17 protein-coding genes and 1 pseudogene are annotated in these 17,873 nt (G+C 70.2%); 8 read left to right on the top strand and 10 right to left on the bottom strand.

Translation table 11 applies throughout. The features are described 5' to 3' along the window. Positions 1 to 298 precede the first annotated feature (298 nt). Together IG54_RS0103460 and IG54_RS0103455 are read right to left on the bottom strand one after the other, a co-directional pair. Entirely contained in the window at positions 299 to 1,189 is an 891-nt protein-coding gene (locus tag IG54_RS0103460; protein WP_030777129.1) for an RNA polymerase sigma-70 factor, read from the bottom strand. 112 nt (positions 1,190 to 1,301) lie between these two features. Next, complete coding sequence (locus IG54_RS0103455; RefSeq protein ID WP_030777127.1) at positions 1,302 to 2,198, bottom strand: DMT family transporter; 897 nt, start codon at positions 2,196 to 2,198, stop codon at positions 1,302 to 1,304. Positions 2,199 to 2,312: 114 nt separating this feature from the next. Between IG54_RS0103455 and IG54_RS0103450 the strand changes: the two genes are divergently transcribed. Continuing rightward, the gene (locus IG54_RS0103450; protein ID WP_234335949.1) at positions 2,313 to 3,770 is read left to right on the top strand and encodes a PLP-dependent aminotransferase family protein; all 1,458 of its coding nucleotides are present in this window, start codon (positions 2,313 to 2,315) and stop codon (positions 3,768 to 3,770) included. Here the strand turns inward: IG54_RS0103450 and IG54_RS0103445 are convergent. Further along, positions 3,728 to 4,138, bottom strand: coding sequence for a VOC family protein (locus IG54_RS0103445; protein WP_030777123.1), 411 nt, complete (start codon positions 4,136 to 4,138; stop codon positions 3,728 to 3,730). The two genes, IG54_RS0103450 and IG54_RS0103445, sit on opposite strands and share 43 nt — an antisense overlap. A gap of 194 nt (positions 4,139 to 4,332) precedes the next feature. Between IG54_RS0103445 and IG54_RS0103440 the strand changes: the two genes are divergently transcribed. The 3 genes from IG54_RS0103440 (at position 4,333) to IG54_RS0103430 (ending at position 9,252) form a co-directional block, all read left to right on the top strand. Then, positions 4,333 to 5,916 carry an alkaline phosphatase D family protein gene (locus IG54_RS0103440; protein WP_030777122.1) on the top strand — a complete coding sequence of 528 codons (1,584 nt, stop codon included), beginning with the start codon at positions 4,333 to 4,335 and terminating at the stop codon, positions 5,914 to 5,916. A 129-nt stretch (positions 5,917 to 6,045) separates the two neighbouring features. Further along, positions 6,046 to 7,494 (top strand): GNAT family N-acetyltransferase, encoded by a 1,449-nt coding sequence (locus tag IG54_RS0103435; RefSeq protein ID WP_030777121.1) that lies wholly within the window; start codon positions 6,046 to 6,048, stop codon positions 7,492 to 7,494. 51 nt (positions 7,495 to 7,545) lie between these two features. After that, entirely contained in the window at positions 7,546 to 9,252 is a 1,707-nt protein-coding gene (locus IG54_RS0103430; RefSeq protein ID WP_106976942.1) for a DUF885 domain-containing protein, read from the top strand. A 25-nt stretch (positions 9,253 to 9,277) separates the two neighbouring features. On the opposite strand, the gene IG54_RS0103425 is transcribed toward IG54_RS0103430, so the two are convergent. Together IG54_RS0103425 and IG54_RS0103420 are read right to left on the bottom strand one after the other, a co-directional pair. Further along, positions 9,278 to 10,063: an SDR family oxidoreductase gene (locus tag IG54_RS0103425; RefSeq protein WP_051819238.1), complete on the bottom strand. Its 786-nt coding sequence runs from the start codon at positions 10,061 to 10,063 to the stop codon at positions 9,278 to 9,280. A gap of 87 nt (positions 10,064 to 10,150) precedes the next feature. Continuing rightward, positions 10,151 to 10,678, bottom strand: a complete 528-nt coding sequence (locus IG54_RS0103420) for a rhodanese-like domain-containing protein (protein WP_030777113.1) — start codon at positions 10,676 to 10,678, stop codon at positions 10,151 to 10,153. A gap of 94 nt (positions 10,679 to 10,772) precedes the next feature. Between IG54_RS0103420 and IG54_RS0103415 the strand changes: the two genes are divergently transcribed. Continuing rightward, positions 10,773 to 11,219 (top strand): Lrp/AsnC family transcriptional regulator, encoded by a 447-nt coding sequence (locus IG54_RS0103415; protein WP_030777110.1) that lies wholly within the window; start codon positions 10,773 to 10,775, stop codon positions 11,217 to 11,219. A 17-nt stretch (positions 11,220 to 11,236) separates the two neighbouring features. Here the strand turns inward: IG54_RS0103415 and IG54_RS0103410 are convergent, their stop codons facing one another. Then, positions 11,237 to 12,259 carry a TerC family protein gene (locus IG54_RS0103410; RefSeq protein WP_420712223.1) on the bottom strand — a complete coding sequence of 341 codons (1,023 nt, stop codon included), beginning with the start codon at positions 12,257 to 12,259 and terminating at the stop codon, positions 11,237 to 11,239. Between the two features lie 171 nt (positions 12,260 to 12,430). Here IG54_RS0103410 and IG54_RS39070 point away from each other — a divergent pair, with 171 nt between their 5' ends. Beyond that, on the top strand, positions 12,431 to 13,045 hold the full coding sequence (locus tag IG54_RS39070; RefSeq protein ID WP_078593661.1) for a DMT family transporter: 615 nt from the start codon (positions 12,431 to 12,433) through the stop codon (positions 13,043 to 13,045). Positions 13,046 to 13,101: 56 nt separating this feature from the next. Here the strand turns inward: IG54_RS39070 and IG54_RS43705 are convergent, their stop codons facing one another. The 4 genes and pseudogenes from IG54_RS43705 to IG54_RS0103390 form a co-directional block, all read right to left on the bottom strand. Then, positions 13,102 to 13,260 carry a BBE domain-containing protein gene (locus IG54_RS43705; protein ID WP_420712222.1) on the bottom strand — a complete coding sequence of 53 codons (159 nt, stop codon included), beginning with the start codon at positions 13,258 to 13,260 and terminating at the stop codon, positions 13,102 to 13,104. A gap of 752 nt (positions 13,261 to 14,012) precedes the next feature. After that, positions 14,013 to 14,387: pseudogene (locus IG54_RS43700) on the bottom strand (FAD-binding oxidoreductase); the annotation flags it as partial. A gap of 352 nt (positions 14,388 to 14,739) precedes the next feature. Further along, complete coding sequence (locus tag IG54_RS0103395) at positions 14,740 to 15,597, bottom strand: SigB/SigF/SigG family RNA polymerase sigma factor (protein WP_030777102.1); 858 nt, start codon at positions 15,595 to 15,597, stop codon at positions 14,740 to 14,742. Between the two features lie 123 nt (positions 15,598 to 15,720). Next, the gene (locus IG54_RS0103390) at positions 15,721 to 16,158 is read right to left on the bottom strand and encodes an ATP-binding protein (protein WP_030777099.1); all 438 of its coding nucleotides are present in this window, start codon (positions 16,156 to 16,158) and stop codon (positions 15,721 to 15,723) included. A 302-nt stretch (positions 16,159 to 16,460) separates the two neighbouring features. Here IG54_RS0103390 and IG54_RS39065 point away from each other — a divergent pair, with 302 nt between their 5' ends. Next, a complete protein-coding gene (locus IG54_RS39065; protein WP_051819235.1) occupies positions 16,461 to 17,414 on the top strand; it encodes a hypothetical protein in 954 nt (317 codons plus the stop codon). Between the two features lie 27 nt (positions 17,415 to 17,441). Further along, entirely contained in the window at positions 17,442 to 17,732 is a 291-nt protein-coding gene (locus IG54_RS0103380) for a hypothetical protein (RefSeq protein ID WP_030777095.1), read from the top strand. Positions 17,733 to 17,873 lie beyond the last annotated feature (141 nt).

Below are 17,873 nucleotides of genomic sequence, written 5' to 3'. Positions count from 1 at the left end.
TCCGCAATCGCCGTCACCGGCGGCTTTTTAGCGCCCTTGTTTATTAAAGGTTCCTGCACTATCCCTGCGACCATAGGCCTGCACCCACCCTTGGTCAAGACCAATCCTCGATCCGTTACAGCCCGCACAGGAGCGACGCCACAGAGCATTCACGCGGTGTTCGCACGCGGCCAAGCAGGCGTAATCGGCCACGCGCGCGTGCGGGGACGCCGGAATTCCGCAGAAAGAAACCCCCACCGAGCGGTGGGGGTTTCTTTCTGTGGAATTGTGCGGTTTGGGCCGTCTTTTCGTCGCTGCTCTACCGAGCGAGCGTCACGAGCTTGTCCGGATTACGGATGATGTAGATGCTCTGGATGCGGCCGTCGACGACGTCCACCTGGACCACACTGTCGGGCTTGCCGTCGGCCAGCAGGAGCAGGGACTCGGCGCCGTTGAGTTCGACGAAGCGGAATTCCAGCTCGGCCCCCGGGGCGATGCCCTTGCCCGCGATGCCGTGCAGGAAGCGGCCCACCTTGTCGGCGCTCTCCAGGACGCGCACCGGGGCCTTGGCCTTGCCGCCGCTGTCGCCGACCAGGCGGACGTCCGGCGCGAGCAGCGACATCAGCCCGTCGAGGTCGCCCTCCGCCGCCGCGGCCAGGAACCGCTCGGTCAGATCGCGGCGCTCGGCCGGGTCCACCTCGTAGCGGGGGCGGCCCGCCTCGACGTGCTTGCGGGCCCGCCCGGCGAGCTGGCGCACCGCGGCCTCGGTGCGGTCCAGCGTGAGCGCGATCTCGGCGAACGGGAAACCGAACGCCTCCCGCAGCACGAAGACGGCGCGCTCCAGGGGTGAGAGGGACTCGAGGACGACGAGGACCGCCAGGGAGACGGACTCCGCGAGCACGGCCCGCTCGGCCGTGTCGGGGACGGTCGGGCCGAAGTCGGTGGCGTAGGGCTCGGGGAGCCACGGCCCTACGTACGCCTCGCGCCGGGACTGCACGTGGCGGAGGCGGTCGATGGCGAGGCGTGTGGTGACGCGCACCAAGTAGGCGCGGGGTTCGCGCACTTGGTCGTGGTCGGCGGCGGACCAGCGGAGCCAGGCTTCCTGGACGACGTCCTCGGCGTCCGCCACCCGGCCGAGCATGCGGTAGGCGACACCCATCAGGACGGGGCGGTGCTGTTCGAAGAGGTCGGTCACGCTGTCGGTAGCCACCCCTCCATCCCAGCTCACGGGGCATCCGCTGTCCAGAAGAAAACGGTGCGGCGCTCGGCACACCGTGGCCCGTCCCGAAGGAAGAACGGCCCTCCTCTTGAGGCAGGGCCTACTACCGGGTAACTGTCGCTGACGGGCGCCGGCGCAGGACACCGGAGCCGACGGCCACGCCGAGTCCGACCAGGGCGCTGCCGACGGCCTGGGCCGCCCCGTACGTGCCCGTGCCGACCAGGGGCGCGGTGCACGCCGCGGCGACCGGGATGAGGCCCGAGAAGATCGTGGCCCGCTCGGCGCCGATGCGCTGGAGCCCCGTATACCAGAGCACGAAGCCGACGACGGTGACGACGACCGCCTGCCACAGCAGGGCGGCGCCCTCGGTCCGGTCCGGCCAGCGCACGAACTCGCTTCCGTCGAGGACGACACCGAGGGCGGCCGACTCGACGGCGGCGAGCGCGCACACGGTCGCCGCGAGCAGCCTGGGGCCGAGCGGACGCACCACGGGAACCGCGAGCACCGCGAACCCGACCTCCCCGGCGAGCGCGCCGACCGAGAAGAGGAGCCCCAGGCCGTCGGTGCGCCCCCACCCCTGGACGACGAAGGCGCCGACGGCGACGAAGAGCGCCCCCTGGATGACAGTGCGTTGAGGGGTACGACGTTCCAGGAGCGGTACCAGGAGGGCAACGATCACCGGGGCGCATCCTACGAAGACACCCGGTACGGCGGGTTCCGCCGACCGTTCCGCGGCCAGGATGGCCATGTTGAATCCGACCATCCCCACAGCCGCCAGGAGCGCGAGGCGGCCCCACGCGCGCCGTGGCAGACGTCGCAGGGCGGCGGTCCCGCCCTTTCCCAGCAAGGGCAGCAGGAGCAGGAAGGCCAGTCCGTAGCGGACGAACTGGCCCCCGCTGTACGGATAGTCGCCCAGCAGGCTGTTCGCGGTGAAGGAGCCGCCGACGAGGAGGCAGGCGAGGGCCGCGAGCAGCGCGCCGCGTGTGGAGTTCGCGTTCATGCCCCGACGCTAGGAAGCCGGGCGGCCCGCATTAAGGTCCACTTCCACAGCTGGTTCGGGGACCACTTCCCCGCTCCCCTCTCCAGCGAGGTGAATCCTGTGGGACAGGGCCCGGTGAGCGGTCCACACGCCGGCACGGCCTGGGAGTTGCTGCTCCCGGCGGTCTCCGCTCCCGCGCGCAGCCGCGGCCGCAGCCTGCGCTCGGCCCTGCGGGAGGCCGTCAGATCAGGGCGGCTCGCACCGGGCACACGGCTCCCGTCCAGCCGTGAACTCGCCGCCGACCTCGGCGTCTCGCGCGGCCTGATCACCGAGGCGTACGAACAGTTGACCGCCGAGGGCTATCTGCGCAGCGACCGGGGGGCGGGGACCTGGGTGGGCGCGGCGGCGCGGGCCGCGGCGCCCCCGGTGCGCGATCGCGCACCCCGGCCCGGACACGCGCGCGTGGACTTCCTCCCCGGCGTGCCCGACCTCTCGCTGTTCCCCCGCGCGGCCTGGGCCGCCGCCCACCGCCAGGTACTCGCCGAACTGCCGCACCACATGCTGGGCTACCCCGACCCCCGCGGGCTGCCGCACCTGCGTACGGTCCTCGCGGACCTGCTGGTGCGGCGCCGGGGTGTGGTCGCGGACCCCGAGCGCGTCATCGTGTGCTCCGGAGTGGCGCAGGCCATGACGCTGCTGGCGCTGGCACTCCGCGCGCGTGGGCGGACAACGGTCGGCGTCGAGTCCCCCGGGAGCCCCGAGCACGAGACGCTGCTCGCCGCCGCGGGCATCACCCCGGTGGGCATCCCCGTGGACGACGAGGGCGTGGACCTGCGGGCGCTGCGGGAACGGGACGTACGCGCGGTCGTCACCACGCCCGCCCACCAGTTCCCCTCCGGGATCGGCTACTCCGCGAGGCGGCGTGCCGGACTCCTGGACTGGGCGCGGTCGGTGGACGGTCTCGTCATCGAGGACGACTACGACGGGGACTTCCGCTACGACCGTGCCCCCGTGGGGGCCTTGCAGGGCCTCGACCCCGAACGCGTCGCCTACACCGGCTCGGTGAGCAAGTCACTCGCCCCGGGCCTGCGCCTGGGCTGGCTCCTGGTGCCGGACGGCCTCGCCGAAGAGGTCGTCGAGCGCAAGCGCGTGATGGACCTGGGCAATCCGGCGCTGGACCAGGCACTCCTGGCCCGCTTCGTCGAACGGGGCGACTACGACCGGCAGCTGCGCCGCTGCCAGCGCGCCTACCGGGACCGCAGGGACGCTCTTGTCGCGGCGCTGCGTGAGCATCTGCCGGGCGTGCGCGTGACCGGGATCGCGGCGGGCCTGCACGTCATCGCCCGGCTGCCCGGCAGCCGCTGGGGGCCCCAGGACGTCTTCCTGGAGCGGGCCGCGGCGGCCGGGGTCGCGCTCCGCCCACTCAGTGACTACGGAACACCGGCCGGGCCCGGTGTGAGCCTCGTCCTCGGGTACGCGCACCTGACGCCCGCCCGGATCACCGAGGGCGTCCGGCTGCTGGCCGACGCCGTCCAAGGGGCGCAAGGGGTTCAGGCGTTGGACCACGCGCGCGTGCAGAGCACCAGACCATAGCCGTCGGGGTCCTCGACCGTGACGCCCCACTCGTTCCAGTAGGGGTTGGGCGACTGGACCCGCTTGCCGCCGTGCTCCTCGAGGCGTGCCGGCAGTTCCTCGGGGACCTCGCCGTCGACGTAGACGACGAGCAGGTCCTCCTCGGTGGGGCGCGGCTGGACCGGGGCCGCGGCCTCGTGGACGAGTTCGAGGTGCCAGGACGCGTCCGGCCAGCCGACCATGAGCAGTTCGTGCTCCCCGGGAGCGTCGCCGCCCTCCGCCCGGTAGACCACCTTCAGTCCGAGCCCGTCGACCCAGAAGCGCTCCGCGGCCGCCAGGTCACGGGAGGGACGGGCGATACGGATGTGGCTCTGACCGTTGACAGGCACGGGAGTCCCCCTTCTGCGCGGCTCGCCCGGTTGCTTGCCGCGGTCCTGAGCCTAGGCAGAGGATGATCACGCGGCCATCGGCCGTACGTCCTGGTACAAACGGCCCCGGGCATCCGTCCACAGACCTGCGACCATCGGCCGAGGCTGGTCAGGCACCCGCCCACTGGTCGCACCCGTCAACTGGAGGCGCAGTCATGTCACAACGTCAGCCGAGTCCCGCCCCCCGTCGCCGCAGCGTGCTGCGCGGATCGCTCGCCGTACCGGCGGCGCTCGCCGTACCGGCGCTGGCGGGGGCGGCAGCGCCCTCGTTCGCGCTGTCGGGACGCCCGAGAGCCCGGTGGGGCATCCAGGCGGGGGACGTGACCGCGCACGCGGGGCTCGTCTGGGTGCGGTCCGACCGTCCGGCCCGGATGATCGTGGAGACCTCGGCCACGGAGTCGTTCCGCAACGCACGCCGCTGGCAGGGGCCGTTGCTCGGTCCGGGCACGGACTTCACGGGCACGACCAGGCTGCGCGGGCTGCCCGCGGGGGAGCAGATCCACTACCGGGTGCTGCTGGCCGACCCCGACGACCCGCGGCGCACCGGAGAGCCGGTCACCGGAACGTTCCGTACGACGCCGAAGGGCCGCAAGGAGGGGGTGCGCTTCCTGTGGTCGGGGGACATCGCCGGGCAGGGCTGGGGCATCAACCCGGACCGCGGCGGCTTCCGTGTGTTCGAGGAGATGCGCCGCCGCGACCCCGACTTCTTCCTGTGCAGCGGCGACACCATCTACGCCGACGGGCCGATCCTGCCGAGCGTCACCCTCCCCGACGGCTCGGTGTGGCGGAACGTCACGACGGAGGAGAAGTCCAAGGTCGCCGAGTCCCTGGCCGAGTTCCGCGGCGCGTTCCGCTACAACCTGCTCGACGAGAACGTACGGCGGTTCAACGCCCAGGTGCCGTCGATCGTCCAGTGGGACGACCACGAGGTGCGCAACAATTGGTACCCGGGACAGATCCTGGACGACGCCCGCTACACCGAGAAGAACGTCGACGTGCTGGCAGGGCGCTCCTTGCGGGCGTTCAGCGAGTACTACCCCCTCTCGACGCTGCCGCCGGGCGACGAGGACGGGCGGGTGTACCGGGTGCTGCGGCACGGCCCGCTCCTGGACGTGTTCGTGCTGGACATGCGCTCGTACCGGAACGCCAACTCCCCGAACAGGCAGACCGAGGACGCCACCGGCATCCTGGGGGCCCGTCAGCTCGCCTGGCTGAAGCGGGAGCTGTCGCGCTCCCGGGCGGTGTGGAAGGTGATCGCGTCGGACATGCCGCTGGGTCTCGTCGTACCCGACGGCAGGGTGAACTTCGAGGCCGTGGCGCAGGGCGACCCCGGCGCCCCGCTGGGCCGCGAACTCCAGATCGCCGATCTCCTGCGGCACATCAAGCACCGCAGAATTACGGGCACGCTGTGGCTCACGGCCGACGTGCACTACACCTCGGCACAGCACTACGCCCCGTCGCGTGCCGCGTTCAAGGACTTCGCGCCGTTCTGGGAGTTCGTGTCCGGACCACTGGCCGCGGGAGGCTTCCCCGCGACGAAGCTCGACGGGACGTTCGGACCCGAGCAGAAGTTCATCAAGGCTCCGACCCGGGCGAACACCTCACCGGCCGAGACCCCGCAGTACTTCGGCGAGGTCGACATCGACGGGGGCAGCGGCGACCTCACCGTGCGCCTGCGGCAGGAAGGCGGGGGCGTGCTGTACACGCGTGTCCTGCGGCCCGGCCGGGTGGGGCAGTAACCGGGCGGCGCGGGCCGAGAGTAGGTACGAAAGGGTGCGAAGAGGGCGGATAGCCTCTTAACCCATCAGTCACAAGGCGTTCGCGATCAGGCAACACCGGTCCCCCAGAGTGTCCGTATGAGAGCTGAGATGCCTGACGTGACACGGACCAAGCACGGCCGCCCCGTTCACCACTGGCGGCGCGACGTGGTCGAACTGGCCGCCCTGTTCACCGCCGTCGCGGTGGCGGACGCCGTGGCGAACTCGATCGGACACGGCCCGGACGGGCCCGCCCTGCTCGTGATCTCGGCCGTGGTGCTGCTCGCCACGGCCGGGTTCCACATCTGGTGGGCGCGGCGCCACAACCACGCCCCGCCGGGTCCGCACGATACCGATGCCCGGCCGCCCGCTGTCGCGGAGCAGGCCGGGCCCACCGCCTCCGCGACCCCGGGCGAGCCCTCCCCCGGCCCGTCCGGGGCGACGACGCTGTGGCGGATGCGTACGACCGTACGAGACGAGCCGGGTTCGCTGGCGGCGCTGTGCGTGGCGCTCGCCGGCCGGCGGGTGGACATCCTGAGCCTCCAGGCACATCCGTTGGCCGAGGGCACGGTCGACGAGTTCCTGTTGCGCGCTCCCGAGGCGCTGGACGCCGCGGAGATCACCCGGTCGATCTCACGGGCGGGCGGCACCGGGACCTGGATCGAACGCGCCGACACCCACGACCTGGTGGACGCCCCCACCCGCATCCTGGGCCTGGCCACCCGTACCGCCCTGGATGCGGCGGAGCTGCCGCTGGCGCTGCGGCAGCTCCTGGGCCGCTGCACCATCCGGTCACTGCCCGCCGGGGCGCGGGCGGTCGGGCGCGGGGACGGGGCGGCGGCCGAGGAGACGGTCCCGGGCGACGGCGTACTGGAGGGGACCGTGCTGCGCCTCAAGGGTCCGGAGGGCGAAGTGATCAGCGTGGAGCGGCCGTATCTGCCGTTCACTCCCACGGAGTTCGCCCGCGCGCGTGCGCTGGTGGAACTCGACACGCGGCTCGGCCCGCGCATTCCGCGCGGCCAGGACGTGCTGACGCTGCCCGAGGGCAACTCCATCACCCTGCGCCGGGCCGACACGGCCGATGTCGGGGCCGCCAAGGCCATGCACGACCGCTGCTCGCGGCGCACGCTGAGCATGCGCTACCACGGTCCGGTGCGGGACGCCGACCGCTACCTCGGCCACCTGCTCAGCCCGCGGTTCGGCCGCACCCTCGCGGTGCAGACCGCCTCCGGCCGGATCGTCGGCATCGGCCATCTGCTCTGGGACGGCGACGAGACCGAGATCGCACTGCTCGTCGAGGACGGCTGGCAGCGGCGCGGCATCGGCGGCCAACTCCTGCGTCGCCTCGTGTCGTTGGCGGTCGAGGCGGGTTGCGAGAGCGTGTACGCGGTGACGCAGGCGTCCAACACCGGCATGGTCGCCGCGATGCGCGGGCTCGGCCTGCCGCTCGACTACCAGATCGAGGAGGGCACGCTGGTGATCACGGCCCGCCTGGATGCGACGCCCGCCGGTTCGCAGCTGCCGCCCCGTGAGGATCGCCCCGCACGAAACCTCCGCTGAATCATGGTGACGCGCACCCTCCCCTCGTACGAGGATGTCCGCATGTCAGCCATGAAGAACCCGCTTCCGAACACCGGCCCCCTGCCTCGCGAGGTCGCCGACACCTACGTCGACGAACTCATCGCCCTGGACCCCATCATCGGCACCTATCTCGGCGTGCGGGAGAGCAGCGGCAAGCTGCCCGACACCTCGCCCGCGGGCCGGGACGCCGTCGCCCGGCTGGCGCGGACGACCCTGGTCCGGCTCGACGAGGCCGAAGCCCGGCCGGGGGCCGACAGCGAGATCGAGCGCCGTTGCGGACGGCTGCTGCGGGAGCGGCTCACCGCCGAACTCGCCTTGCACGACACGGGTGAGGAGCTGCGCTGGGTCGGCAATCTGCATACGGTTCCGCACGCGGTGCGCGAGATCTTCACCGTGACGCCCATGGAGACCGAGGAGGACTGGGCGGCGATCGCCGAACGGCTGCGGGCCGTGCCGGCCGCGTTCGAGGGCTATCGCGCCTCGCTCGAACTCGGTCTCGACCGCAAGCTGTTCGGCCCGCCGCGTCCCACGGCCACGTTCATCGAGCAGCTCACGGAGTGGGCGGGCGAGGAGCCCGGGGCGGGCGGCCGGGGCTGGTTCGAGGAGTTCGCCTCCGCGGGCCCGGACGCGCTCCGCGCCGAGCTGGACACCGCGGCGCGTGCCGCCACGGCCTCCGTCGTGGCGCTGCGCGACTGGATGCGGGAGGTCTACGCCCCCTCGATCGAGGGCTCCCCCGACACCGTGGGCCGCGAGCGCTACGCGGTCCTCGCCCGCTACTTCAACGGCGCCGACCTGGATCTCGACGAGGCGTACGCGTACGGCTGGTCGGAGTTCCACCGGCTGCTCGCGGAGATGCGGACCGAGGCCGAGAAGATCCTGCCGGGCGCGGCCACGCCGTGGGTGGCGCTCGCCCACCTCGACGAGCACGGGACCCGCATCGAGGGCGTGGAGGAGGTGCGGGTCTGGCTCCAGGAACTGATGGACGAGGCGATCGAGGCGCTGGACGGCACGCACTTCGAACTCGCCGCGCGGGTACGGAAGGTGGAGTCGCACATCGCCCCGCCGGGCGGCGCCGCCGCCCCTTACTACACGGGCCCGTCCGAGGACTTCTCGCGCCCCGGCCGCACCTGGCTGCCGACCATGGGTGACACCAGCTTCCCCGTCTACGACCTCGTCTCCACCTGGTACCACGAGGGCGTGCCCGGCCATCACCTCCAGCTGGCGCAGTGGGCGCACGTCGCGGAGAACCTCTCCCGCTACCAGGCGACCGTGGGCATCGTCAGCGCCAACGCCGAGGGCTGGGCGCTGTACGCGGAGCGGCTCATGGACGAGCTGGGGTTCCTCACGGAGCCGGAGCGCAGGCTCGGCTATCTGGACGCCCAGATGATGCGCGCGCTGCGGGTGATCGTCGACATCGGCATGCACCTGGAGCTGGAGATCCCGGCGGACTCCCCCTTCCACCCGGGTGAGCGCTGGACGCCGGACCTGGCGCAGGAGTTCTGCGACGCGCATTGCAGCCGCCCGACGGACTACGTCGCGAGCGAGCTGACGCGTTACCTCACGATTCCCGGGCAGGCGATCGGCTACAAGCTGGGTGAGCGTGCCTGGCTCCTCGGCCGTGAGAACGCGCGCCGCCGCCACGGCGACGCGTTCGACGCCAAGGCGTGGCACATGGCGGCGCTCTCCCAGGGTTCGCTCGGCCTGGACGACCTGGTGGACGAACTGTCCGCACTGTGAAGGGGAGGGGCGGCGGGGCCGGCGCTTACGCGCGCACCCGCGCCGCCGCCCTAAAGTCCGTCAGCGGCGGAAGCCGCCCTCGGAGGAAGCGGGCCTCGACCTGCGCGTAGGCCTCGCCGGTGAGGTAGTCGGTGTCCACGGGGCCCGGGTTGACGCAGTTCACGGTGGTGGCGAGGTCGGCGAGGCCGGTGGCGAGCGAGCGGGTCACCGAGGCCAGCGCGCCTTTCTGTAGGGCGTACGCGATCTCGTCCGGCATGCCGCTCGCGATGTCCTGCCCGGAGGTCATCAGCAGCACGCGCCCGCCGGGAGTCCGGGGCGCCGACCGGGCGCGCAGCCGGGCGTACGCCTGGACGAGCAGGATCACGGAGCGGGTGTCGACCGCCCAGTGGGCGTCGAGCATGGCGGCGTCGACGGCGTCGAGGGAGCCGTCGGCGCCGCTCAGCGCGTGGTGGGCGACGAGGATGTCGAGCCGTCCGCCGAGCGCGTCGGCCGCCGTGCCGATCAGCTCGGCCGGCGCGGAGGGCTCCGCCAGGTCGCCGGGTCCCGCACACACCGTCGCGTCCGGGTCGCCGAGCGCCTCACGCACTCCCTCGACGAGGTCGTCCGGCCGGTCGGCGCCCCAGGGCATGGCGGCGTCGTGGGGCACGTGGTGGTGCAGATACACCCCGGCTCCATAGGCGGCGAGCCGACGCGCCACCGCGTACCCGATGCCGACGCGTCGGCTGGCGCCGGTGACGAGAGCGGTACGGCCGCGCAGCGGAAGGGGATCGCGGCGGAGTTGGGCGGGCGAGGGAGGCGGCAGGTGCGGCATGACTCCTCATGATGGGCGCCGAGGCTGTGCCGCGCACGGCATTTCCATGGGGGCTGAGTGCTCACCACGGCGTCGGCGCCGGTGCCGTCAGCAGCCGCAGTCGTTCCCGTCGACGGGTGCCGTGAGCGCGTCCGGGGTGCGCCTTTCCGGGCCCTGCCAGGTCTCGAACGCGAAGCCTTCCCGCACCCAGTACTCGAAGCCGCCCAGCATCTCCTTGACCTGGAAGCCCAGTTGGGCGAGGGCGAGGGCCGCGCGGCTCGCGCCGTTGCAACCGGGTCCCCAGCAGTAGGTCACCACCGGCACCGACTTGTCGAGGAGCGCCTCGGCCTGCTCCGGGATGAGCGCGGTGGGCAGGTGGAGCGCACCCGGGACGTGGCCCTGGTCCCAGGAGGCGGTGGAACGCGTGTCGATCACGACGAAGCCGGGATCGCCGTCGGCGGCCAGCGCGGACGCCACGTCCGAGACATCGGCGTGGAAAGCGAGGCTCGCCCCGAAATAGGCGGCGGCCGCGGCCGGGGAGGCCGGCGGGACCCGCAGGACCGAATTCGTGGCGTCGGCGCTCGCGCCGGACGATACGGAGGAAGGGGCGCTGACCTGCGCGTTCGTGTTGTTCATGACAGAAAATCTATGGCTGCCGACCGGAAGCCGGAAGCAGCGATCCCCGGCATCCCTCTTGATCGGCCGGGGATTTCCCTGTTTCCTCTCGGGCATGACCGGTTATTCCACGGACGCCACCGACTGGCGCATCCTCGACGTCCTCCAGCGCGAGGGCCGAGCCAGCTACGCCGAGCTGGCGCGCGCCGTCTCGATGTCCCCGAGCGCCGTCACCGAGCGCGTGCGGCGCCTGGAGGAAGCGGGGGTCATCCAGGGCTACGCGGCCGTGGTCGACCCGGAGCGGCTCGGTCTGCCCATCCTCGCGTTCGTACGGCTGCGCTATCCGACCGGGAACTACAAGCCGTTCCACGACCTGGTGGAGGCGACTCCGGAGATCTTGGAGGCGCACCACGTCACGGGCGACGACTGTTTCGTCATCAAGGTCGCCGCGCGTTCGATGAACCACCTGGAGGAGGTCTCGGGGCGGATCGGCGCGCTGGGGTCGGTGACGACGAGCGTCGTCTACTCCTCTCCCCTGACGAGGCGCCCGCTGGGGCGCTGAAAGCGCATCGATCCGGTTCAAGCGTCCCGACGCGGCGGATCGGCGGGGGGCTCCGGGTCGGTCCGTTCCGTGGCGCCCGCCGGGGCGGGTCTTCTGAGGCTGAGCACCACGGAGGCCGCCAGGACGACGACGATGACCGCGAGGCTGATCGGCGAGGCAATCTCCGGGATGCTCGGGCTGATCAGCTTGTGGGATGCCTGGAGGATGAGCTTGACGCCGATGAAGGCGAGAATGATCGCCAGGCCCTTGCTCAGATAGTGGAAGCGGTCCAGCAGGCCGGCGAGCATGAAGTAGAGGGCTCGTAGGCCGAGGATGGCGAACGCGTTGCTGGTGTAGACGATGAAGGCGTCGTCGCTGACGGCGAGAACGGCGGGGACGCTGTCGACGGCGAAGATCAGGTCGGCGGCCTCGATCGCCGCGACCACCGCGAGCAGCGGAGTCGCCATCCTCTTGCCGGCTTCCTTGACGAAGAACTTCGCCCCGGCGTACTCGTCCCGTACGGGGATGAGTTTGCGGAGCATCCGCACCGCGAAGCTCTTGCCCGGATCGAAGCTCTCCTCTTCATCCTTGAGGAGTTTGTAGGTGCTGTAGAAGAGCACGGCGGCGAAGACGAAGAGCACCGCGGTGAAACGGCTGACCACGGCCACGCCGAGGGAGAGGAAGATCCCCCGGAAGACAAGTGCCCCGATGACACCGAAGAACAGCACGCGGTGCTGGTAGGCGCGGGGCACCTTGAAGTAGGCGAAGATCACCGCGAAGACGAAGAGGTTGTCGACGGAGAGGCTCTTCTCCAGCAGCCAGGCCGTCGTGTACTCGGTGCCGGCGGTGGAGCCGAGGACGAGGAAGACGACAGCTCCGAAGATCAGGGCGAGGCCGACCCACAGGCCGCTCCAGGCGGCGGCTTCCTTGAACCCGATGACATGCGCGGTGCGGTGGGCCAGCAGATCCACCACCAACGACACGACCACCGTCGCGGCGAACGCCAGCCACAGCCAGTACGGGACCTCAAGCACGCCCAGCACCCTGACCGCGCCGACCATGGCCCGCGCGACGTACACGGACTGCGATGTCGCCCCTGATGCCGACTCCCATAAGGGAAGTGTCCGGCATTTCGCCCCCAGCGGCATGTGGAGCGGCGCATCAATTTCGTACAAGACTGCACGGCGACGTCGTAGCACTATGTGATCAATAATCTCGGGGAGCCGGTCACCATGACCGGAGTGAAGAGTCAACGTCGCATGAAACAACGGGTGTCTACGCATTCAACAGCTGTTCTGGCGGTTCTCGCCGGATCCACTCTCTTCGGCACAAGCGGTGTGGCGCGAGCCTTGGGGCCGGACGCGCATCCAGCAGCGGTGGGAGCCACCCGCGTGCTGGTGGGAGGGCTCTTCCTGCTGGCCGTGGCGTTCCACAGGCGCAGCAGGTTCACGGTGGCACGGTCGCTCCCGGGCACCACGCTGCTGCTCGGGGCTTCGGTCGCCCTCTACCAGGGGTGCTACTTCAGCGGGATAAGTCGGCTCGGTGTCGCCATGGGCTCGATCGTCACGGTGGCCACGGTGCCCGTCGCCACCGGCATCGTCGCCTATCTGCTCCGCAAGGAGAAGCCCGTCGGCCGCTGGTACGTGGCGACCGCCCTGGCCATCGCCGGCCTGATCGCGTCGAGCGGTGCGGTGGGAGAGACGAGAGCCGACCTGCTGGGGTTCATTCACCGTCGAGGACCACGGCCCCGGGGCCGATGGTCACGGCGCCGGATACGACCGCGGTGGGTGCTACCCGGGCTTCGGGGTGGACCGTGGGGCTATGGCCGCGGAGCTGCCGTAACATGACTACTTCCTTTGCTCTCCGTGCTGCTTGCGCTGCGGACCGTCCCCGTGTGAACGCGTCAGGCTACGGGAATGGAGTGCGGGAACCGGAAGACGTTCTCGGGGTCGAACCGGGCCTTCACCCGAGTGAGACGCTCGAAGTTGGCTCCGTGGTAGGCACGTTGCCAGTCCGGAGTCTCCGGATCGGGGAAGTTCGGGTAGACGGCGCGGGCCCCCAGGGGTGAACCGCCCCCCAGGACCGGGTCACCCAGGTGTGCGCCGCGTGCTTGTCGTGACCGGAAGCCTCCCCGTCGACCAGTACGGCGTGCTTGAGCGAGTACGACTGGTCACGATGGACGAACGCGCTCGCGTGGGCGGGCACGCGGCAGTACTGACCGCCCCAGGGCGCCCATTCGAGTCCGCGATACTCCCCGGGTCTGCGGTCCTGCACGAAGACGGACACCAGCCGTTCGACCGCCTCGGCGGGCAGCGGACGGCTGAAGAACTCGGACTTGGTGAAGCGGTGCCCCTGCCGCTCGACCGGCCCCCGCGGGGTCGGGACGACCTCGTTGGCGGCGCTGAGCAGCCCGGCCTGGAAGTCGGCCGTCTCGCGGTACGACAGTTCCTTGCACGAGGTGCTGCGCGGCACGGCGCCGACCCGTTCCACCAGCTGCTCAAGCAGGCGCAGGGCGTCCGACTCGTTGCCGAGCATCGCACCGTACACCTCGACGAACGGTGGCTCGCGCACGTCGTCGGTGGCGGTCAGGGCGAGTCCGGCTGCCATCTCGTCGGGCGCCACGGGCGCCCAACGCTGCCACGCGTCGATGACCGTCGCCGCATGGCGGATGTCCCAGACGTAGGAGAAGTTGGTCATCCTCGGAGCCGTGCGCGTGCGGAACCGGAACGACGTCACGATGCCGAAATTTCCCCCGCCCGCGCCGCGCAGCGCCCAGAACAGGTCGGGCTCACGTTCACTGTCGGTCTCCACCACTCGCCCGTCCGCGAGCACCACTTCGGCTGCGAGCATGTGGTCGCAGGTCAGCCCGTGCACGCGGCCGAGCACCCCGAGTCCGCCACCGAGCGTGGTGCCGCCGATGCCGACGCTGGGGCAGGAGCCGGACGGGACCGTCACACCGTGCTCCTGCAAGGCCCGCGAGAGCGCGCCGATACGCGTCCCTGCTCCGACTCTCGCCGTTTCGCCGTCGACGCGCACGTCGTCCATCGGCGTCACATCGACGATCACACCGTCCGTTGACGAATTCCCGGCGAAGCAGTGGCCACCGCTGCGTATGGCGATACCGACGCTGTGCCGCCGGGCGAACGCGATCACCTCGCGGACGTCATGAGCGTGCCGGCACAGGGCCACTGCCTGCGGGCGAACGCCGTCGAAGCGTGCGATGAAGGCTTGCGGACCCACTCGTACTGCTCATCGCCCGGGACCACCAACTGGCCGTCGAGACTCGGACTCAGGAGTTTCCAATTGACCTCTATGCCGAACACCCCCGTGTGGACGTACGCACGTCTCAGACCGTGTTCCCAGCATGACTGCCAGGTCCACCGCACTGCGGACAACGTACATTCGTGCGAGATGCCGGGTGGATCAATTGGCCGAATCCCAACGACAGTTGGGCATGATTGGTTCGGTGGCAGGGGCCCGGATCACCGGAAGCCCGCCGTGGCCGAGCGGGTCGGTGCAGCGGTCGAACAGGGTCGTGCCGTCAGTCGGTGGCCAGTCCGGTGCGGAGCTTGGCGACGATCCTGCTGATGAGGCGGGAGACGTGCATCTGCGAGCAGCCCAGGATCTCGCCGATCTGCGCCTGGGACTTCTCCTCGACGAAGCGCAGGTGGATGACCTGGCGGTCGCGGTCGTCGAGCTGGGCGATGAGGGGGGCCAGGGCGTGGAAGTTGTCGACCAGCTCGAAGCGGTCCTCCTCCACTCCGACGAAGTCGGCCAGGGCCGTGTCGGATTCATCGTCCTTGCCGCTGATGGCGGCGTCCAACGAGACAGAGGCATAGCCGTTGGACGCCCGCTGGGCTTCGGAGACCTCGGCCGGTGTCAGCTGCATCAGCTCGGCGAGTTCCGCCGTCGAGGGCCAGCGGCCCAGCCGCGTGCGCAGCTCCTCGGTCGCCTTCGACAGTTCGATACGGGCTTCCTGGAGACGGCGCGGCACGTGGACGGCCCAGCTGGTGTCGCGGAAGAACCGTTTGATCTCACCGGTGATGTAGGGGACGGCGAACGAGGTGAACTCCACCTCGCGGCTCAGCTCGAACCGGTCGATCGCCTTGATCAGCCCGATCGTGCCGACCTGGACGATGTCCTCCATCTCCTGCGCACCACGGTGCTTGAAACGTGAGGCCGCGTACTGCACGAGGGACAGATTCATCTCGATCAGGCAGTTGCGCACGTACTGGTACTCGTGCGTGCCCTCCTCCAGCTCGCCCAGCCGGTCGAAGAACCGCTTGGAGATCGCCCGAGCGTCCTTGGGCGCGACGGATGCCGGATCCACGTACGCACGCTCATCAGCCTTCTCCGCAGCGCGCGCCTGCACCTGCTCTTCGAATGCCACCGTGATCATGCGTCCCGTTCCCTCTCAGATTGTTGCGTGCCGCCTCTGCGGGCATCGTCTGCCCTGCTTCCACCACCTCACACGTAAAAAGTCTTCCGAATTGCCGAATTTTCGGCACGCGCACCAGGGCGATCACCAGGGGAGGAAGGCGTGCACGGTCTTGCCCTCCCCTTCCGGCACGGTGATGGTCTGCTCGGCCAGGGCGTTGATCAGGTGCCACCCAATGCCGCCGCAACCCGTGAGATCGGCGAAACGGGGCTTCGGCGCTGTGGGGTTGGTATCGGTCAGGGCGATCTCGACGGTGTCGGCCATCGCGCACAGACGGAGGCTGAACGGCCCGGGTGCGTAGGTGAAGGCGTTCGAGGCCAGCTCGGTGACCGCGAGCAGCACATCGTCGTGCGCCTCCGGTGAGGACTGCGGCTTCACACACGCCAGATCACGGAGGAAGACGTCCGCGCACTCGCGCGCCTCCGTCACATCACTCAGTTCACCCTCGAAATTCCAGGTCTGTTCGACGGCCAAGATGTTCAGTCCGGCTTCGCCTCGCAGGTGCTTGCGTTCGGCGTCCATGGCACTCTCCCTTTCGCTCTCGGATCTCCGAAGGGCTGCCATGCGGGTTTCCCGACCTCTGAGCGATCATGTCCGTCTTCCGGTTATCGCGTGGCCGTCGCGCCCCCGCGTGCCCGGCGGCGCACTGTCGGGACCAAAGTCCCTCATGAGGGACTTTGGTCCCATTTCTTATTTAGATCCGATAAACACTGTTCATCTCGGTTGCGGCATATGACACAGGTCCTTCAAGATCATCTCGGCGCGGGAGCTTCCACCCGGCTTCATGCGCCGACGCATAGGAAACGCCATCCCGAAAGGGCATCATGAATCACCGTCAGCGCACCGCGACCGGCCTGGTCGCCGCAGTGACCGCCACCTCGCTCGTCATCGCGATCGCCCCGACGGCCTCCGCCGAGACTCTGGACCAGCGCGGCCAGGAAGCAGCCGCAGGCATCGAACGGGTCACTGGTACGCAGGACTTGGCCGCCTCCTCCGCCGCACACGGCGCGGCCGCGCGGAGCGTCACGAAGACCGAGAGCGGCACCGTGACCGTGCAAGCCCCCGAAGACGCCACCGGAAACGTGACAACCACGGCTCCTGACGGCACGGCATTCGGGCTCGGCCTGTCTCGAACGAAGAGCGTCGAGGGCGTCAGGGCGGGCTCCGGGACCATCGTCTATCCCGACGCCGCCGACTCCACCGACCTCGCCGTCCAGCCCACCACCGAGGGCGGTGCCCGTACGCTCGTCACGCTCAAGGACAAGAACGCTCCCACCGAGCAGCGTTTTGACCTCCAGATGCCGACCGGGACGCACCTGGCCGCCAACGACAGCGGCGGCTACGACATCTTCCAGGACAGCGGCGAGGGCTCCACCGTGCTCAAGGGCACCATCTCGGCGCCTTGGGCCAAGGACGCCAACGGCGAGGACGTCGCCACCAGCTACAAGCTGGAAGGCGGCACCTTGGTGCAGCGCATCGACACCAACAGCACCACAGCCTTCCCCGTGGTCGCCGACCCCCACTACACCTGGGGCATCGTCAGCGGAACGGTCTACTTCAACAAGAGCGAAACCCGGAAGATCGCTCTTGGAGGCGGGCTCGCCGCCACCATCATCGCGTCGATACCCGCCGGGTTCACCACCGCCGCCGGCATCACCGTTGCCGCGATCACCACGATGGCCAACATCGCCCAGTCCCACAAGAAGTGCCTGAAGATCAAGAGCTACGGGAAGCCCGGCGAGTACTCGGGCAAGCAGGGCGACGGCTACTGCCGCTGACATCCACGCGGAGAAAGGTGTATCCCGATGACGTTCCTCTGGCTCGCGCTCATCGCCGTCTTCGTCCTCGTCGAGATCTGGCTGACGAAGCGGTCCCACCGACGGTCCGTATGGCGCACGATCAACGGTGACCGCGTCGCCCTGGCCGTCGGCGTGGCATGGTGCGCCGTCGCGGTCGCCCTCTCGTGGGCCGATGACACCGACCCCGTCGGCGGCCTGCTCTTCGGAGGACTGACAGGCGCCGTCGTAGCCTGCCTCGTCGCCACGGCGCGACGCAGCAGCGCGCACCCGCGCGGCAGGAAGAACGCCTCCTACTGAGGAGTTCACCCACCGTCAGGGCGGGCCGGGCGTCACCTTGGGGAGGCCGTCAGCCGAACAGGCCGCTGACACCGCCTTGGCCGCCCGTCCCATTCCAGATCACAGCACCCAACCAGAACGGAAACCAAGAGACCCGCTCCG

Origin of the sequence: Streptomyces sp. NRRL S-920, from assembly GCF_000717945.1 — a bacterium.
Lineage (GTDB): Bacteria > Actinomycetota > Actinomycetes > Streptomycetales > Streptomycetaceae > Streptomyces > Streptomyces alboniger.
This window is presented reverse-complemented; position numbering and strand designations above follow the sequence as displayed.

What these genes read in the sequence shown, in the direction of transcription:
- IG54_RS0103410 (WP_420712223.1), bottom strand. Translation starts at nt 12,259, where the DNA reads ATGGTCGGCGCGGTCAGGGTGCTGGGCGTGCTTGAGGTCCCGTACTGG.
- IG54_RS0103390 (WP_030777099.1), bottom strand. Translation starts at nt 16,158, where the DNA reads ATGGACGCCGAACGCAAGCACCTGCGAGGCGAAGCCGGACTGAACATC.
- IG54_RS39070 (WP_078593661.1), top strand. Translation starts at nt 12,431, where the DNA reads ATGACCGGAGTGAAGAGTCAACGTCGCATGAAACAACGGGTGTCTACG.
- IG54_RS0103380 (WP_030777095.1), top strand. Translation starts at nt 17,442, where the DNA reads ATGACGTTCCTCTGGCTCGCGCTCATCGCCGTCTTCGTCCTCGTCGAG.
- IG54_RS39065 (WP_051819235.1), top strand. Translation starts at nt 16,461, where the DNA reads ATGAATCACCGTCAGCGCACCGCGACCGGCCTGGTCGCCGCAGTGACC.
- IG54_RS0103415 (WP_030777110.1), top strand. Translation starts at nt 10,773, where the DNA reads ATGACCGGTTATTCCACGGACGCCACCGACTGGCGCATCCTCGACGTC.
- IG54_RS0103430 (WP_106976942.1), top strand. Translation starts at nt 7,546, where the DNA reads ATGAAGAACCCGCTTCCGAACACCGGCCCCCTGCCTCGCGAGGTCGCC.
- IG54_RS0103420 (WP_030777113.1), bottom strand. Translation starts at nt 10,678, where the DNA reads ATGAACAACACGAACGCGCAGGTCAGCGCCCCTTCCTCCGTATCGTCC.
- IG54_RS0103455 (WP_030777127.1), bottom strand. Translation starts at nt 2,198, where the DNA reads ATGAACGCGAACTCCACACGCGGCGCGCTGCTCGCGGCCCTCGCCTGC.
- IG54_RS0103435 (WP_030777121.1), top strand. Translation starts at nt 6,046, where the DNA reads ATGCCTGACGTGACACGGACCAAGCACGGCCGCCCCGTTCACCACTGG.
- IG54_RS0103425 (WP_051819238.1), bottom strand. Translation starts at nt 10,063, where the DNA reads ATGCCGCACCTGCCGCCTCCCTCGCCCGCCCAACTCCGCCGCGATCCC.
- IG54_RS0103440 (WP_030777122.1), top strand. Translation starts at nt 4,333, where the DNA reads ATGTCACAACGTCAGCCGAGTCCCGCCCCCCGTCGCCGCAGCGTGCTG.
- IG54_RS0103395 (WP_030777102.1), bottom strand. Translation starts at nt 15,597, where the DNA reads ATGATCACGGTGGCATTCGAAGAGCAGGTGCAGGCGCGCGCTGCGGAG.